At 69.5% G+C, this 16,310-nt stretch carries 12 protein-coding genes, 1 tRNA gene and 1 pseudogene; 6 read left to right on the top strand and 8 right to left on the bottom strand.

Annotation, left to right across the window (positions count from 1 at the left end):
* Window positions 1–55: 55 nt before the first annotated feature.
* The 6 genes and pseudogenes from pth to AB0436_RS21815 all read right to left on the bottom strand — a co-directional run bounded on the left by pth (window position 56) and on the right by AB0436_RS21815 (window position 5,149).
* A complete protein-coding gene (pth, locus tag AB0436_RS21840) occupies window positions 56–661 on the bottom strand; it encodes an aminoacyl-tRNA hydrolase (RefSeq protein WP_366469578.1) in 606 nt (201 codons plus the stop codon).
* Between the two features lie 115 nt (window positions 662–776).
* Window positions 777–1,361 carry a 50S ribosomal protein L25/general stress protein Ctc gene (locus AB0436_RS21835; RefSeq protein ID WP_366469577.1) on the bottom strand — a complete coding sequence of 195 codons (585 nt, stop codon included), beginning with the start codon at window positions 1,359–1,361 and terminating at the stop codon, window positions 777–779.
* 188 nt (window positions 1,362–1,549) lie between these two features.
* Window positions 1,550–2,527 (bottom strand): ribose-phosphate diphosphokinase, encoded by a 978-nt coding sequence (locus AB0436_RS21830; RefSeq protein ID WP_366469576.1) that lies wholly within the window; start codon window positions 2,525–2,527, stop codon window positions 1,550–1,552.
* A gap of 85 nt (window positions 2,528–2,612) precedes the next feature.
* Window positions 2,613–4,100 (bottom strand): bifunctional UDP-N-acetylglucosamine diphosphorylase/glucosamine-1-phosphate N-acetyltransferase GlmU, encoded by a 1,488-nt coding sequence (gene glmU / locus AB0436_RS21825; protein ID WP_366469575.1) that lies wholly within the window; start codon window positions 4,098–4,100, stop codon window positions 2,613–2,615.
* A 104-nt stretch (window positions 4,101–4,204) separates the two neighbouring features.
* Window positions 4,205–4,279: transfer RNA gene (locus tag AB0436_RS21820), tRNA-Gln, on the bottom strand.
* Window positions 4,236–5,149, bottom strand: a pseudogene (locus AB0436_RS21815) (hypothetical protein). Before AB0436_RS21815 ends, AB0436_RS21820 begins: the two are co-directional and overlap by 44 nt.
* Window positions 5,150–5,291: 142 nt before the next feature.
* Between AB0436_RS21815 and AB0436_RS21810 the strand changes: the two are divergent.
* Entirely contained in the window at window positions 5,292–6,590 is a 1,299-nt protein-coding gene (locus tag AB0436_RS21810) for a histidine kinase (RefSeq protein ID WP_366469574.1), read from the top strand.
* 24 nt (window positions 6,591–6,614) lie between these two features.
* Here AB0436_RS21810 and AB0436_RS21805 read toward each other — a convergent pair whose 3' ends face one another.
* Window positions 6,615–7,139: an SUKH-3 domain-containing protein gene (locus AB0436_RS21805; RefSeq protein WP_366469573.1), complete on the bottom strand. Its 525-nt coding sequence runs from the start codon at window positions 7,137–7,139 to the stop codon at window positions 6,615–6,617.
* A 22-nt stretch (window positions 7,140–7,161) separates the two neighbouring features.
* Window positions 7,162–7,674 carry a YwqJ-related putative deaminase gene (locus tag AB0436_RS21800; RefSeq protein WP_366469572.1) on the bottom strand — a complete coding sequence of 171 codons (513 nt, stop codon included), beginning with the start codon at window positions 7,672–7,674 and terminating at the stop codon, window positions 7,162–7,164.
* A gap of 240 nt (window positions 7,675–7,914) precedes the next feature.
* On the opposite strand from AB0436_RS21800, the gene AB0436_RS21795 reads away from it, so the two are divergent.
* The 5 genes from AB0436_RS21795 to AB0436_RS21775 all read left to right on the top strand — a co-directional run bounded on the left by AB0436_RS21795 (window position 7,915) and on the right by AB0436_RS21775 (window position 16,299).
* Window positions 7,915–8,898 (top strand): SMI1/KNR4 family protein, encoded by a 984-nt coding sequence (locus tag AB0436_RS21795; protein WP_366469753.1) that lies wholly within the window; start codon window positions 7,915–7,917, stop codon window positions 8,896–8,898.
* A gap of 7 nt (window positions 8,899–8,905) precedes the next feature.
* Complete coding sequence (locus tag AB0436_RS21790; RefSeq protein ID WP_366469570.1) at window positions 8,906–11,419, top strand: SUKH-4 family immunity protein; 2,514 nt, start codon at window positions 8,906–8,908, stop codon at window positions 11,417–11,419.
* A 314-nt stretch (window positions 11,420–11,733) separates the two neighbouring features.
* Window positions 11,734–12,624, top strand: coding sequence for a cellulose-binding protein (locus AB0436_RS21785; RefSeq protein ID WP_366469569.1), 891 nt, complete (start codon window positions 11,734–11,736; stop codon window positions 12,622–12,624).
* Window positions 12,625–12,940: 316 nt separating this feature from the next.
* Window positions 12,941–13,729: an ABC transporter ATP-binding protein gene (locus AB0436_RS21780; RefSeq protein WP_366469568.1), complete on the top strand. Its 789-nt coding sequence runs from the start codon at window positions 12,941–12,943 to the stop codon at window positions 13,727–13,729.
* Entirely contained in the window at window positions 13,726–16,299 is a 2,574-nt protein-coding gene (locus AB0436_RS21775) for an FtsX-like permease family protein (protein WP_366469567.1), read from the top strand. The genes AB0436_RS21780 and AB0436_RS21775 overlap by 4 nt, the downstream gene beginning before the upstream one ends.
* Window positions 16,300–16,310: the final 11 nt, after the last annotated feature.

Genomic DNA, 16,310 nt, shown 5'->3' with positions numbered 1-16,310 from the left:
CTTGGCCATAGCGCCACGCCCGGTCAACTCCGGTCCCCGTCCGACCCGACCCCGCTCAGGAGTTGTACGCCGACTGCGCCCGCTCGAGCCCCTCGATCACCAGCGCCTCCACCGCGTCCGCCGCCCGGTCCACCAGATAACCGAGCTCCTTCCGCTCGGCCGACGAAAAGTCCCGCAGCACGAAATCCGCCACCTGCATCCGCCCCGGCGGCCGCCCGATACCGAAACGCACCCGGTGATAATCCGGCCCCAACGACTTCGTCATCGACTTCAGACCGTTGTGCCCGTTGTCCCCACCACCGAGCTTCAACCGCAACGCGCCGTAATCAATGTCCAGCTCGTCATGGACCGCGACGATGTTCGCCGTGCCCACCTTGTAGAAATCCCGCAACGCCGTCACCGGACCGCCGGACAGATTCATGAACGACATCGGCTTCGCCAGCACCACCCGCCGATTCCCCGGCCCCGGCGGACCCACCCGGCCCTCCACGACCTGCGCCCGCGCCTTGTGCGACTTGAACCTGCCGCCCATCCGCTCGGCCAGCAGATCCGCGACCATGAATCCCACATTGTGACGGTTGGCCGCATACTCCGGGCCCGGATTGCCGAGACCCACGATCAGCCAGGGCGCGGTGGGGTCGGAAGCGATCGGATCGGACATCTGCAGCTCTCCCTGGAAACAGCCGGCGAACCTGAAAACAGGCGGTGAACAGCCCGCCGCCGCCCACACCTTGCGATGCGGACGGCGGCGGAACAGAAAACGATCAGGACCCGACTCAGGCCTCGGCGCCCTCGGCCTCGGCCTCCGGAGCAGCCTCCTCGGCCTGCGCGGCCACGATCTGAATGACCACCGCGTCCTCGTCCATGTCCAGCACGGTGCCGGCCGGCAGCGTGATGTCCTTCGCCAGGACCGAGTCACCCGCGTCCAGACCCGCCACCGACACGGTGACCGACTCCGGAATGTGCGTGGCCTCCGCCTCGACGGTCAGCGTGTTCAGCACGTACTCGAGCAGGTTGGCGCCCGGCGCCAGGTCGCCCTCGGCGTGCACCGAAACCTCGACGGTGACCTTCTCGCCGCGCTTGACCGCGAGCAGGTCGACGTGGGTCAGGTTGCGCTTGATGGCGTCACGCTGCACGGCCTTCGGGATGACCAGCTCGGTGCGACCCTCGATGTCGAGGCTCAGCAGAGCGTTGGCCGTCTTGAGCGCCATCATCAGCTCGTGGCCCGGCAGGGTGACGTGAACGGTGTCCGCACCGTGACCGTAAATGACCGCGGGAACCTTGTCCTCGCGACGGATCTGGCGGGCGGCGCCCTTGCCGAACGCGGTACGGATCTCGGCGGTGAGCTTGACCTCAGCCATGTGGCACTCCTCGAAGGTGACGAAAAACGGATGGGTCACCCGGCCACGTATCGCGGCCTGCTACGAAGAGCGCGTCGATAACGGAGCGCCCGTACCAAAAGTACGGCCTCCCTCGCCGAGCAACTCCGTGAGTCTACCCGGCGAGGGAGGCCGTACTGAAATCGATCTACAACCTATGTCCGACGCACCTACGCCTGCTCCTCGAAGAGGCTCGTCACCGAACCGTCCTCGAAGACCTCACGCACCGCACGCGCGATGGTCGGCGCCATCGACAGCACCGTGATCTTGTCCAGATCAAGATTGCCCGGATCGGGCAGCGTGTTCGTGAAGACGAACTCGCTCACCTTCGAATTCTTCAGCCGGTCCGCAGCCGGACCCGACAGCACACCGTGCGTCGCCGTCACGATGACATCCTCCGCACCATTGGCGAACAGCGCGTCGGCCGCCGCACAGATCGTGCCGCCCGTGTCGATCATGTCGTCGACCAGCACGCACACCCGGCCCTTCACCTCACCGACCACCTCATGCACGGTGACCTGATTGGCGACGTCCTTGTCACGGCGCTTGTGCACGATCGCCAGCGGCGCGCCGAGCCGGTCGCACCAGCGGTCCGCCACCCGCACCCGGCCGGCATCCGGCGAGACGATGGTGAGCTTCTGCCGGTCCACCTTGGCGCCCACGTAGTCGGCGAGGATCGGCAGCGCGAACAGATGGTCCACCGGGCCGTTGAAGAAACCCTGGATCTGATCGGTGTGCAGATCGACCGTGAGGATGCGGTCGGCACCCGCGGCCTCCATCAGGTCCGCGATCAGCCGCGCGGAGATCGGCTCACGGCCACGGTGCTTCTTGTCCTGGCGGGCATAGCCGTAGAACGGCACGATCACCGTGATGGACCGCGCCGAAGCCCGCTTCAGCGCATCGATCATGATCAACTGCTCCATGATCCACTGATTGATCGGAGCGGTGTGGCTCTGCATCAGGAAGCAGTCCGCGCCACGGGCCGACTCGCGGAAACGGACGTAGATCTCACCGTTCGCGAAGTCGAAGGCCTTCGTCGGCACCAGATCGACACCCAGTGTGTGTGCGACCTCCTCGGCCAGCTCGGGGTGGGCGCGGCCGGAGAAGAGCATCAGCTTCTTCTCGCCGGTCGTCTTGATCCCGGTCACAGCACAGTCTCCTCAGACGGGTTGTATGAAAAGCGGGGTGGATGCGCCTATCACGTTACGCGCAGATGAACGGGACTGTTTCCGGTCAGCTTCCGCCACCGGACTCACCGGCCGCGGACTGAGCCGCCTGCGCGGCCGCACTGCCCGGGCGCTTACGGGCCACCCAACCGTCGATATTCCTTTGCTGGCCCCGGGCAACGGCCAGCGCACCGGCCGGCACGTCCTTCGTGATCACCGAGCCGGCCGCGGTGTAAGCACCGTCCCCGACCGTGACAGGCGCCACAAACATGTTGTCCGAACCCGTCCTGCAGTGCGACCCGACCGTCGTGTGGTGCTTGTCCTGACCGTCGTAGTTCACGAAGACACTCGCCGCACCGATGTTCGTGTACTCACCGATCGTCGCATCGCCGACATACGACAGATGCGGCACCTTGGTGCCCTCGCCGATCGTCGCGTTCTTCGTCTCCACGTACGTCCCGATCTTGCCCTTGGCACCGAGCCTCGTACCGGGCCGCAGATACGCGAACGGACCGACCGTCGACTCCTCACCGACCTCCGCCCGGTCCGCCACCGTGTTGTCCACCCGGGCGAACCGGCCCACCGCGGTGTCCGTGAGCCGCGAGTTCGGACCGACCTCCGCACCCTCCGCCAGATGCGTGCTCCCCAGCAGCTGCGTACCGGGATGAATCACCGCGTCCTGCTCGAAGGTCACCGTCACATCGATGAACACCGACGACGGATCGATCACACTCACCCCCGCCAGCATCGCCCGCTCCAGCAGCCGGGCATTCAGCAGCGCACGCGCCTGGGCCAGCTGCACCCGGTTGTTGATGCCGACGATCTCCCGGTGGTCCCCGGCGACCGACGCACCCACCCGGTGCCCGGCCTCGCGGAGAATCCCCAGCGCATCGGTGAGGTACTCCTCGCCCTGGCTGTTGTCCGTACGCACCTTGCCCAGCGCATCGGCCAGCAGCCGCCCGTCGAAGGCGAACACCCCCGAGTTGATCTCCCGGAGCGCCAGCTGGCCCTCCGAAGCGTCCTTGTGCTCGACGATCGCCGTCACCGCGCCACTCGCGTGATCCCGGACGATCCGCCCGTACCCGGTGGCGTCCGGCACCTCGGCCGTCAGCACGGTCACCGCATTGCCGTCCGCCGCATGCGTCGCGGCGAGCGCGGTCAGCGTCGCGCCGGTCAGCAGCGGAGTGTCCCCGCAGACCACCACCACGGTCCCGTCCGGCACCTCGGCCAGCTCCTCGAGCGCCATCCGGACGGCGTGCCCCGTGCCGTTCTGCTCGTGCTGCACGGCGGTCCGGACGCCAGGGTCGATCTCGGCCAGGTGCGCCCGCACCTGCTCCCGCGCGTGCCCGACGACCACGACCAGCTGCTCGGGGTCCAGCTCGCGGGCCGCGGTGACCACGTGCCCGACGAGCGAGCGCCCGCTGATCTCGTGCAGGACCTTCGGGGTGGCCGACTTCATGCGGGTGCCCTCACCCGCTGCGAGGACGACGACCGCCGCGAGTGGGGTCTCCCCTGTTCGAGTGGAGCCGAGAACTGGGGGGAAATTGGTGCTCACGGTGAACCCTTCGGCTGCGGGTGGTGGACAACCGCAGGATACCGGGGGGCTTCTGGGCGGAAATGCGGGCGGGCCCTGACTGGTGACAGCCAGGACCCGAACTGTGGCTCCGCCGGCTGGATTCGAACCAGCGTCTCAAGGCTCCAAAGGCCTGCGGGATGCCGCTACCCCACGGCGGATCACAGCGTCCGACCCTACCCGAGGTGCATCTTCCACAATGCCACGCCACCATCCCTCGATACGTCGGTACAGGTCGGCTCCCTTCGCGACCCGGATGATCAGGCAGCCCCGGTAGTTCTCGCCCGTGTTCTTCCGAACCGTTTTCGGGTTGTGCTTCTTCAAGGTCGCCTTCTGGAAGACGCTGGCGTCGACGCCGACCAGATCGGCCCAGTAGAGCGTCGCTGCCTCGACGTCGCCGCTCTCATGGATCGAGAGGCGATAGCACAGGCGGTCCGGCTCTACTTCGAGGAGCTTGAGCCATGCCAGGTAGACTTTGATCACTCCTGGGTCGCTGTTGATGAACGTGACGTTCTCTCGGCGGTCGTACGGTTTGTCCTTGCCACCTTCCGCCCAGTACAGGGCGACCCCGGTGAGGAAGAGTTCCCGTCCAGACACGTCCCGACGTCGCTTTCGGCATCCGCCTTCGTCTTCTGACGCTCGCGGTCACGCACCGCCAGTTCGTGCTCCCACCGCATGCGGTTGGCCATCTGTGCCTGCTCGACCGCCGTGCGGCTGCGTTCCGGCTTCGGCAGATCCCGCACCCACAACGAGATCGAACTCTTCGAGCACCCCAGCTCCAGCTGTATCTGGTCATAGGTCAGGCCCTGCAGCCGAAGCTCCCGCGCCTTCGCCCGCAGGTCGTCCTTGGCGCGGGGCCGCTTCGTCCACTCCGGCGCCGGCTCGCCCTCCAGCAGTCGGTTGAGGATGTCGTTGTTGTCGACGAACAGCCGGTCCCGGATCTGGCGTCGGCTCAGCCCCTCCCGCCGCAAGGCGATCGCCTGCTTCCGCAGCCCCTCGAAGTCGCTGTACTTGCTGCTGATTTCCGTCATGTGAAGAGCGTCGTCCGGAATGCGAACCTCCGGGTCGAAAACCTGGGCGATTCACCGGTTCGAGTGGATGGCGGTTATCGGACGTAACCTCCCGCAATGAAACTCGTGGGCGGAAGCGGCCCCCGCCCGTACGCTGGTGGGCATGACCGCAACGGGGGCGTACGACGCCACGGCGACGGGGCTGACCACCCGTGGCTGGTGGTGGTGGGAGCGGCGGCGGAGCGCCGTGCTCGATGTGGGGCTGGCCTTCGTGTCGGCCCTCGAGTGTGCGTTGGAGGGTGTCGACTTCTCGGGGCAGTCCGGTCTGCCCGTGCCGGTCGGGGTGGTGTTCGGACTGCTGGCCGGGGCGGTGCTGGTGTTGCGGCGCCGGTGGCCGATCGCGGTGGTGCTGGTGTCGGTCGCGACCACGCCGGCCGAGATGGGCTTCCTGATGGGCATCGTCGGGCTGTACACGCTCGCCGCGTCCGATCTGCCGCGCCGGCTGACCGGGTCGCTGACCGCCATGGCGATGGTCGGGACGCTGATCGTCACGTTTGTGCGGTTGCGGCACGGGATCGGTACGGATGCGGACGATCCCGGGATGTTGTTCGTCGTGCTCGGCTCGGTGTTCATGTCGCTGGGCCTGACTGCGCCGCCGGTGTTGCTGGGGTTGTACATAGGGGCGCGCAGGCGGCTGATGGAAAGCTTGCGGGAGCGTGCGGACAGTCTGGAGCGGGAGCTCTCGTTGCTGGCGGACCGGGCCGAGGAGCGCGCCGAGTGGGCGCGGACCGAGGAGCGGACGCGGATCGCGCGGGAGATGCATGACGTGGTCGCGCATCGGGTGAGTCTGATGGTGGTGCATTCGGCTGCGTTGCAGGCGGTGGCGTTGAAGGATCCGGCGAAGGCGGTGAGGAACGCGGCGCTGGTGGGGGAGATGGGCCGGCAGGCGCTGACGGAGTTGCGGGAGATGCTCGGGGTGCTGCGGTCGGGGGAGCCGGTGCGGGCGCCGGCCGCGGTGCCGTTGGCTGCGGTGGGGGCGGCCGCTGCGGCGGCGGCTGCGGCTGCGGGGGAGGACGGGCCGTGTCTGGACGAGCTGGATGTGCTGGTGGGGCAGTCCCGGGCGGCGGGGATGGTGGTGGAGTTCCTGGTGGAGGGTGAGGCGGGGGCGTACGGCGCGTTGGTGGAGCAGACCGCGTACCGGGTGGTGCAGGAGGCGCTGACCAATGTGCACAAGCATGCGGCGGGCGCCAAGACGTGGGTGCGGTTGGCGCATCGGGGTGCCGAGGTGGCCATGCAGGTGGAGAACGGGCCGTCGGATGCGGGGGTGGCCGATGCGGGGCTGCCGAGCGGTGGGAATGGTCTGGTGGGGATGCGGGAGCGGGTGACCGCGTTGGGCGGGGTGTTCGTTTCGGGGCCCACGGAGGCGGGCGGTTTCCGGGTGTCGGCGGTGCTGCCGGTCTGAGCGGGAGCTGCTGAGCCGGCCGGGTCAGCTGCCGCCGAGGCGGATGGGCTGGAGGCCGGTGATGAGGGTGGTGAGGCCGTGGTCGATGGTTTCGCCGAGGTACCAGTCGCCGGTGTGGTCGATGCTGTAGATCCGGCCGTGGAAGTCGATGGCGAGCAGGGCTTGGCTGTTGCCTTCTTCGCCGAGGGGCGCCATGTCGGTTTCCAGGGCGCGGCCGAGGTCGGCGAGGGTGCGGGCGAGGTGCAGTCCGGCGAGTGGGTCGATGTGGACGGGGGTGGGGGCGTTCTGCCGGCCGGGTGGGGGTCCGGTGATGCGGAGTCCGCCGAATTCCGCCCAGGCTTCGACGGCCGCGGGGAAGACGGCGTGCCGGTGGCCTGCGGGGGAGGTGTGGGCGCGGAGGGCGTCGGCCCATTGTTCGGCGCCGCGGATGTCCCAGCGGCCGGGTTGCCAGCCGGCTTCGCGCAGTGCGGTGTCGACGGTGTCGGGGAAGCGGGTGCCGGGTGGGTCGGCGGGGTGCGGTCCCGTGGGCGGTGCCGTCAGCGGCTCCATCTGCGGCTCCATCTGCGGTGGTTCAGTCCTTCTCGGCGGCGGGGTCGACGGCGCGTACGCCGAAGTGGGCGAGCATGGCCGTGCAGGAGCGGCAGGGCGGGGCGTAGCTGCCGTGCAGGGGGTCGCCGTCCTCGCGGATGTGGCGTGCGGTGATCTTGGCGTGTTTCAGGGTACGGCGGGCTTCGCCGTTGGTGAGGGGTTTGCGGGCGGCGCGTTTGGAGCGTCCGGCTTCGGCGGCTGTGAGGTGGCGGGAGAGCAGGATCGCTTCGGGGCAGCGTCCGGTGAAGCGTTCGCGTTGGCCGCTGGTGAGGGTGGCGAGGAAGTCCTGGACGAGGGGGTGCAGGGCGGGCGGCTGGTCGGCTTTGCCGGCGGTGGAGGTGAGGGTGTCGGCGCCGCGTACGGAGAGTGCGGCGGCGACGGTGGGCAGGATGCCGTCGCGGCGGTGGCGGAGTTGTGGTGGGCGGGTTTCGCTGGTGGACCAGCGCAGGCGTGGGTCGCCGGTTGGTCCGGTTTGTGGTGACTGTGTGGTGTGCATGGTGTGTTACCCCTCCCACCCCGCAGCGGGCTACTGCTGGTGTTACGCCCCCGAGTTGCGGGGTCAGCCTGCCAAATGTGGCGGGTGGTGCGGAAGCTGGGGCGGTGGTTCGGTGTGTTGTGTCGGCGTGGGGTCACTCGAACGTGACAGTCCGTTACGGCGGTGGAGGTGCGGGGCCGGGTCTTGCCGCACCGCATAGTCTGTTCGCTACTAAGCCATTCGCAGCAAGGGGCAACCGCCATGACGACAGGTCGGCTGGGGCAGCAGACCGCGCCACCGAATGCGGCCTACGCCGGGCAGCTGGTGAACTTTCCGGATCCGGTCCGGGCCTCGCGTCACCCCCGGGGTGTGCGGGTGGACGAGAACGGGTTTCCGGTGTTTTCGCCGTATGCGCGTGCCGCCGCGGAGATCGCTGATCCTCCTGAGGGGTTCGGCGTCGATGAGTTGCGGTTGACGGATTACGTGTCGGCGAATGCGGCGCTGGCCGCGTCGGGGCATGAGTTGTGGGACACGATTCCGGCGGTTGCCACTCCGCATGGCTGGACTTGGCACCATGTGCCGGGTGTGCGGCGGCTGGAGTTGGTTCCTGTCGAGGTCAAGGCGTTGCTGCGGCATCACGGTGGTCTGGCGACGGCGGCGGTGGATCAGTCGAAGCGGGGGACGCGCCCGCTTCAGGACACCCGTCCCGCGCATTTCGGTCTGCCGAAGGGGTCGGTGGCCGTGGGCGAGCAGCAGGTGCTGGGCGCCGAGGAGGATCTGGGGTACCGGTTGCCCGGTGCGTACCGTTCGTTCCTGAAGGCGGCGGGTGGTTGTGCGCCGGTGGGTACGGCATTGGACGCGGAGTTGGGTCTGTTGGTGGACCAGCCGTTCTTCACGGTGCGGGACGAGGCCGCGGTGAACGATCTGGTGTACGTCAACAAGTGCTTGCGTGATCACCTGACGAAGGACTATCTGGGTGTCGGTTTCGTCCAGGGTGGTCTGCTCGCGGTGAAGGTCAAGGGCGGCGGGATGGGTTCGGTCTGGTTCTGTGCGTATGACGATGCGCGGGACCGGGACGAGTGGCCGCCGCCGGAGCGGGTGGAGCGGCTGTTGCTGCCGTGCGGTGATGATTTCGACGAGTTCCTGAGCCGTCTTGCGGGTAATCCGCCGGAGTTGGAGACGGTGGCGAACCTGATGGTGGACGGCGGCTTCGCGCAGGCTGTTCCGGTTTCGGCCGAGGGGTGATGAGCCGATGGTGACGTTCGCGCAGGCGCAGGAGCGCGCGGAGGAGTGGGTCAATGGGGACGTTCCGGCGTATCAGCACCGTGAGGTGCGGGTGCGGGAGTTCGACCTCGGGTTCGTGGTGTGGGCGGAGGACCGTGATGGGGGCACCTCCCAGGCCGAAGGCTCTGGGGGAGGCCCTTCGGGCGGGGGCGGCCGGCAGCGTCTGGTGATCGCTCGGGACAGTGGCGAGGCGACGCTGTGGCCGGGGCTACCGGTGGGTGAGGTGGTCCGTCGGTACGAGGAGGAGTACGGGGCGCCGGATGATGCGCCGGCGGCGCCGGGGCCTGCGCAGCGGATTGATCTGAACCAGACGTCGTTCCTGCTGACGCCGCCGGAGTGGTTGCAGGACGCGGCGGACAAGTTGGGTATCCCGGACCGGCGTTCGGATTCCGGCCCGGGTACGTCTGCGGGGGCCGGTACGTCTGTGGGCGGGGCCGGTACGCCCGGGGCCGACCGCGAGCCGGCGGCTGATGAAGGTGTTACGGCGGGCGGGACGCCGTGGGCCGGGATCGACACCAGTGTCGCTTCCGACGGTGACGACGCGTCGGTGCCGTTGCCGGCGACGGTGTTCGCGCCGCCGCTGTCCGATCCCGGCGAGTCGGCTCCGCCGCCGCCCGCTGCGGCGCCGGAGGCCAGGACCGCGTTGCTGTCGGGCGGCAGTCAGCTGCCGCCCACCGCGGTCGCTCCGGCGGTGAACGCGCCGGACCCGCAGGGGCCGCCGCCCCAGCAGCAGCAACTGCCCCAGCAGCAACCGGCCCAGCCGCTGCCGTTGCCGCAGCAGTCCGCGCCGCCTGCTGCTGACAGCAGTGACGGTTCCGGTGATATTTACGATGCCGCGACCAGCAAGGCCGTGTCGCCTCCGCGTTCGGCGCGGACTCCGCGCGGCGGTGGCGTGAGCACGCCGCCGCCGCCCGGTGCCCCGGGAACCCCGGGTGCGCGTCCTGGCGCGGGCGCTGTGCCGTCCACCGGGGCTTCGGCCGGTGGTGCCGGCGGGTACGTGCCCACGCAGTTGGTCTCGCAGCAGGGCCCCGAGGGCCCGCAGCCGCCCGGCCCGCCGACGCCGCCGGCCGGCGGTGGTGGTGGTCTGCACCAGGCCGCGACGATGTTCGCCGACCCCAGCCAGGGCGGTCAGTCGGCCGGACCCGGCGTGCCGAGGCCGCCGGGTCCGCCCGGGGTTCCCGGTGTCCCGCAGCCACCGGTTCCGCCCGGCCCGCCCGGTCCGCCGACGCCGCCGGCCGGCGGCGTCGGTGGGGTGCACCACGCCGCGACGATGCTCGCGCATCCGAGCCAGGGCGGCCCCGCCGGGCCCGGCGCACCGCAGCCGCCCGGCCCACCCGCTCCCCCCGGCCCGCCGACTCCGCCGCGGGGCAGTGCGGGTGGCGGGGTGCACCATGCGGAGACCATGCTGGCCGGTCCGGGACCTGTGGCCGGTCCGCCGCCGGTTGCAGGTCCGCCGCCGGTGGCCGGGACCCCGCAGTACGGCTATCCGCCGCAGCAGCCCTCCGGCGTGCCGACGGTGGGCCCCGGCTATCAGGCGGTGCTGCGCTTCCGTGCGCCGGACGGGTCCGAGCAGCAGTTGATCCGCCGTTCGGCGCCCGGTACTCCGCATCCGGAGTGGCAGATGCTGCACGAGTTGCGGGCCATGAATGTGCCTCCGCAGCAGGTCATCGAGCTGCATACGGAGCTGGAGTCGTGTGAGCTGCCCGGTGGGTACTGCGCGCGGATGATCCGGGAGACCTGGCCGCAGGTGCGGATCACCAGCGTGGCTCCGTACGGCAGGGATCACGCCAGTCGTCAGCAGGGCATGCAGCATTTGCTCACCCACCAGGGTGAGTTGCACCAGGTGGCGGACGGTCCGGCGCGGCCTGCGCCGGTACGGGCTCCGTTGCCGGCGGTCCAGCCGGTGCCGCCGATTCCCCCGGAGGGGGTCGCGCACGAGCTGGCGCAGAGTTTCGGGCCGGGGGTCTTCCGTTTCGACCAGCGGGCTGTTTCGCGTCAGGGTGTGCCGGATCTGGTGGCGCAGACGCTGGTGTGGGCGGGGTTGCCGGTCGATTTCGGTCCGTTCTTCTGGGCGCAGGCGGTGCCGGGGCAGCCGGTACCGACGTTGGCGGAGCTTGCCGCGCAGCGGCAGGTGCAGCCGGCCCCGGACGCGGGTTCGTATCTGGTGATGGGCTCGGACTTCGGGCGCGCGATCTGTGTGCAGTACGGGACGGCGCATGTGGTGGCCGTGCCGGTGGAGGCGGGCCCGGGTGGTCAGCCGGTGCCGCCGCAGTTCGTGAATTCGGGGCTGCCGGAGTTCGTCCGGTCGCTGGCGCTGCTGGGCCGGATGTGGCGGCTGCGGTTCGGGCTGACGCCGGAGCAGGCGGGCCGTTGGACGGTCGATTTCCAGGCGCAGCTGATGATGCTGGATCCGGCGGCGCTGGGTTCGCCGGAGAACTGGTGGTCGGTGCTGCTCGAGCAGATGTGGGACGGCTTGCTCTGAGCAGGTGAGCTGATCGTGTGGGCGAGGCGCCCGGCCGCAGAGTGCGGCCGGGCGCCTTCGTCGTGTGCGCCGGGGTGTCCGGATGCGAGGGGTGTTCGGCGGTGTGATGCCGACTTACGGGGCGAGGTGACGCATCCTGGTGGGGTGGGATGGGCGGAGTGTCGCATTATGAGTGCTTCGTGGTGATCCAGCAAGATGTGCGCGAGTCGCGCCGAGCTGCGTCGAGTGTCGTACCGGTGCTTGCGGGGTGGGTGCTGTGTCGGTTGCCGAGTTGCGTGCCGTGTCGCGTGTCGTGTCGAAGAGGGGCTTGAAGGATGAGTGCAGCATCGGAGTCACCGCATGGCTTCGCGGGTGTGCGGGGCCGTGGGTACCGGGCGGAGCAGGTGGACCGGTTCGTGGCCGGGCTTTCCGCGGAGCGTGATGAGGCGTGGGAGCGGGCGGCGCGGCTGACCGTGCTCGAGAAGGAGATGGCCGCTGCCACGGCGGAGCTGGCCGAGCAGGTGGCGGCGCTGCCGCCGCAGACGTACGAGTCGCTCGGGGAGCGGGCGCAGGCGATGATCGCGCTGGCCACCGAGGAGGCCGATGAGCTGCGGTCGGAGGCGCGGGCGGCCGCGCAGAAGTTGCAGGACGAGACGGCTGCAGCGGCGCGGCAGGTGCGGGATGCGGCGCGTGCGCATGCCGACGCGGTGCTGGCGGCGGCGGAGGCGCATGCCCAGCAGGTGCTGACGGCCGCGGCGGCCGAGTCGGAGAAGCTGCGGGTCGGGTCGCGGCAGGATGTGAAGCAGTGGCGTGCCGAGGCGCTGGCGCTGCTGCGGGAGACGCGGGAGCGGACGGCGGGTGAGCTGGCCGGGCTGGAGAAGGGTCACCGGAAGCGCTGGGAGAGCGCGGAGCGTGAACTCGTGGCGAGGGACACCGAGTTCGACGCCCGGCACGCCGAGTTGATCACCCGGGCGGAGAGCCGTCTGGTGGATGCTCAGCGGGCCCTGACGGAGACCGAGGAGGCGGCCAGGCACGGTCAGGAGGAGGCGGAGGCCCGGGCTGCGGAGTTGGTTTCGCGGGCGGGTGTGCGGGCGGAGCGGGTGGAGCGGGAGACGGAGCGGCTGCTCCGGGAGAACGCGGCCGCGCAGGAGGAGCTGCGGGCGCATCTGACGCACGTGCGCAGCAGCCTGGCGGCGCTGACCGGCCGGGCGCCGGCGGAGGGCTGACCGGCTTTCCCGGCCCCCGCCCGGTCCGGGGGCCGCCGGTGACCCCGAGAGCGGCCCCGCTCGCGGGGTGAGGTCCCTTAAGGTCCGTCCCCTACTGATGGCCGGGGGGCTGTTCGTCCACGCGGAGGACGAGCGGAGCCCGGCCGGTCCTTAGCGTTTGTTGATGGCTGCCGGGGCGTCCGCCCGAGGGTTCGGGTGGGGAAAACCCCAGGGCGCAGTCGGATACGTGCACCAGTGTGCGGGCGTGGTGAGCTCGGCAGACTCCTGGTGTACCGGCTGACCGGCACGTGAGACGGACCGACTGAGGAGATTGACCGTGACAACGGCTGTGAGCATTCCCAGGCACGGGGGCACTGGAGGGCGTACGGCCGTTGCCGCGCGGGCGCGGCAGGTCGTCAAGGCGTACGGCTCGGGGGAGACCCGGGTGGTTGCCCTGGACCATGTCGATGTGGACATCGCCCGGGGCGAGTTCACCGCGATCATGGGTCCTTCGGGCTCGGGCAAGTCGACGTTGATGCACTGCCTGGCGGGTCTCGACACGGTCAGTTCGGGGCAGATCATGCTGGCCGACACGGAGATCACCGGGCTGAAGGACAAGAAGCTCACGCAGCTGCGCAGGGACCGAGTCGGTTTCATCTTCCAGGCGTTCAATCTGCTGCCGACGCTCAACGCCATCGAGAACATCACGCTGCCGATGGACATAGCGGGCCGCAAGGCTGATGTCCAGTGGCTGCGTCAGGTGGTGGAGACGGTGGGTCTCGCCGACCGGTTGAAGCACCGGCCGACGCAGTTGTCCGGCGGTCAGCAGCAGCGGGTCGCGGTGGCGCGGGCGCTGGCGGCGCGGCCGGAGATCATCTTCGGGGACGAGCCGACCGGGAATCTGGACTCGCGGGCCGGCGCGGAGGTGCTGGGCTTTCTGCGGAGGTCGGTGTCCGAGCTGGGGCAGACGATCGTGATGGTCACTCATGACCCGGTGGCCGCCTCGTATGCGGACCGGGTGCTGTATCTGGCGGACGGCAGGATCGTGGACGAGATGTACGGTCCCACCGCCGACCAGGTCCTCGACCGTATGAAGGATTTCGACGCGCGCGGGCGGACGTCATGACCGTCTGGAAGACCTCGATGCGCAACTTCTTCGCGCACAAGGGGCGGATGGCGCTTTCCGCCGTCGCGGTCCTGCTGTCGGTGGCGTTCGTGTGCGGCACGCTCGTCTTCACCGACACCATGAACACCACGTTCGACAAGCTGTTCTCGGCCACGGCGCCGGACGTCACCGTCTCGCCGAAGTCCGCGAAGGGCGCGGACGAAACCCCGCGGAACGGCAAGCCGGTGTCGTTGCCGGCTTCCGCGGTGCGGCAGGCGGCCAAGGCCGACGGGGTGAAGTCGGCCGACGGCACGGTCAGCAGCATGAGCGTGACCGTCGTCAACAGCGCCAACAAGAACATGGGTTCCAGCACCGGCGCGCCGACCATCGCGGGTAACTGGACGGCGAGCGACGCCAAGTCGATGGAGGTCACCTCCGGTCACCGGCCGCGCGGTCCGGGCGAGGTGATGGTGGACGCGGACACCGCGAAGAAGCACCACCTGAAGATCGGTGACCCGCTGCGCACCATCGCGGTGACCGGTGACATCCGGGCCAGGATCTCCGGTATCGCCACCTTCAAGGTGACCAATCCGGGTGCGGCGATCGTGTACTTCGACACCGCGACGGCGCAGCAGAAGCTGCTGGGCGGGCGGGGCCTGTTCACCGGTATCGCGGTGACCGCGAAGCCCGGCGTCAGCGACGTCCAGTTGAAGCGGAACGTGGCCGCGGTGCTGCCGGGCCCGTACAAGTTCCAGACGCAGAAGGAGAACGCGGACGCCAACCGCGACTCCATGGGGTCGTTCCTCAATGTGATGAAGTACGCGATGCTGGGCTTCGCGGGGATCGCCTTCCTCGTCGGCATCTTCCTGATCATCAATACGTTCTCGATGCTGGTGGCCCAGCGGACCCGGGAGATCGGCCTGATGCGGGCCCTGGGGTCCAGCCGTAAGCAGGTCAACCGTTCGGTGCTGGTCGAGGCTCTGCTGCTGGGTGTGTTCGGTTCGGTTCTCGGGGTCGGTGCGGGGGTCGGGCTCGCGGTGGGGCTGATGAAGCTCATGGGCGCCGTGGGGATGGATCTGACGACCGGTGACCTGACGGTGAAGTGGACGACGCCGGCCGTGGGTGTGCTGCTCGGCGTGATTGTGACGGTCGTCGCCGCGTATGTGCCGGCCCGGCGGGCCGGGAAGACCTCGCCGATGGCGGCGCTGCGGGACGCCGGTACGCCGGCGGACGGCCGGGCCGGGCTGGTGCGTGCGGTGATCGGTCTGGTGCTCACCGGCGCCGGCACGGGGAGTCTCTTCCTGGCGGCGGGCGCCGACAAGTCGGGTGAGGGTTCGCTCTGGCTGGGTCTGGGCGTGGTGCTCACGCTGATCGGTTTCGTGGTGATCGGCCCGCTGCTGGCGGGTGTGGTGGTCCGGGCGATCAGTGCGGTGGTGCTGCGGTTGTTCGGCCCGGTCGGGCGGCTCGCGGAGCGCAACGCGCTGCGTAACCCGCGGCGTACCGGGGCTACGGGTGCCGCGCTGATGATCGGACTGGCGCTGGTGGCCTGTCTGTCGGTGGTCGGCTCGTCGATGGTCGCTTCGGCGACCGACGAGCTGGACAAGTCGGTGGGCGCCGATTTCCTGGTGCAGAGCGACGCCGGCGGCCCGATCGTGCCGGCGGCGGCGAAGGCGATGGCGTCGGTGCCGGGCCTGGACCACGTCACCCAGTACAAGGTGATCGACGCGACGCTCACGGCGCCGAACGGCGTCAAGGAGACCACCACGGTCACCGCCGCCGACCCGTCGTACCAGAAGGACCTGCAGCGCAAGACGGTCTCGGGCGATCTGACGGGTGCGTACGCCAAGAACTCGATGTCGGTCGGCGACGGCTACGCCAAGGCCAAGCACGTCAAGGTCGGTGACCGGCTGAGTGTGGACTTCCAGGACGGGCGCACGGCGCGTCTGACGGTCGCGGCGATCACCTCGGACGACACCGTGGTCGACCAGGGCGCCATGTACATGAACATCTCGACGGCCGAGCGGTACGTGCCGGCCGCGAAGATGCCGCTGAACCAGATCATGTTCGCGGGAGCCAAGGACGGCCAGGAGAAGCAGGCGTACGCCTCGCTCAAGCACGCCATGGCCGCCTACCCGCAGTACCAGGTGCGGGACCAGACGGACTTCAAGCAGAACCTGAAGGACCAGATCGGTCAGCTGCTCAACATCGTCTACGGTCTGCTGGCGCTGGCGATCATCGTCGCGGTGCTGGGTGTGGTGAACACCCTGGCCCTGTCGGTGGTGGAGCGGACCAGGGAGATCGGCCTGATGCGGGCGATCGGCCTCTCCCGCCGTCAGCTGCGCCGGATGATCCGGCTGGAGTCGGTGGTCATCGCGCTCTTCGGTGCGCTGCTCGGCCTGGGCCTCGGAATGGGCTGGGGCGCCACCGCGCACCAGCTGCTCGCCCTGGAGGGCATGCGGGTGCTGGACATCCCGTGGCCGACGATCATCGGGGTCTTCGTCGCCTCGGCCTTCGTGGGACTGTTCGCCGCGCTGATCCCGGCCTTCCGGGCGGGCCGGATGAACGTACTGAACGCGATCGCCAGCGACTAGCGAAGCCGGGG

It is taken from the genome of Streptomyces sp. NPDC051322 (assembly GCF_040689485.1).
Taxonomy (GTDB): Bacteria; Actinomycetota; Actinomycetes; order Streptomycetales; family Streptomycetaceae; genus Streptomyces.
Note: the sequence above shows the minus strand (reverse complement) of the source record. Positions and strands in the feature narration are given on the sequence as shown.

Excerpts from the sequence above, each read along its gene's own strand:
- AB0436_RS21795 (WP_366469753.1), top strand. The coding sequence starts at position 7,915 with ATGACGACAGGTCGGCTGGGGCAGCAGACCGCGCCACCGAATGCGGCC.
- AB0436_RS21805 (WP_366469573.1), bottom strand. The coding sequence starts at position 7,139 with ATGGAGCCGCTGACGGCACCGCCCACGGGACCGCACCCCGCCGACCCA.
- pth (WP_366469578.1), bottom strand. The coding sequence starts at position 661 with ATGTCCGATCCGATCGCTTCCGACCCCACCGCGCCCTGGCTGATCGTG.
- AB0436_RS21775 (WP_366469567.1), top strand. The coding sequence starts at position 13,726 with ATGACCGTCTGGAAGACCTCGATGCGCAACTTCTTCGCGCACAAGGGG.
- AB0436_RS21800 (WP_366469572.1), bottom strand. The coding sequence starts at position 7,674 with ATGCACACCACACAGTCACCACAAACCGGACCAACCGGCGACCCACGC.
- AB0436_RS21835 (WP_366469577.1), bottom strand. The coding sequence starts at position 1,361 with ATGGCTGAGGTCAAGCTCACCGCCGAGATCCGTACCGCGTTCGGCAAG.
- AB0436_RS21790 (WP_366469570.1), top strand. The coding sequence starts at position 8,906 with ATGGTGACGTTCGCGCAGGCGCAGGAGCGCGCGGAGGAGTGGGTCAAT.
- AB0436_RS21810 (WP_366469574.1), top strand. The coding sequence starts at position 5,292 with ATGACCGCAACGGGGGCGTACGACGCCACGGCGACGGGGCTGACCACC.
- AB0436_RS21785 (WP_366469569.1), top strand. The coding sequence starts at position 11,734 with ATGAGTGCAGCATCGGAGTCACCGCATGGCTTCGCGGGTGTGCGGGGC.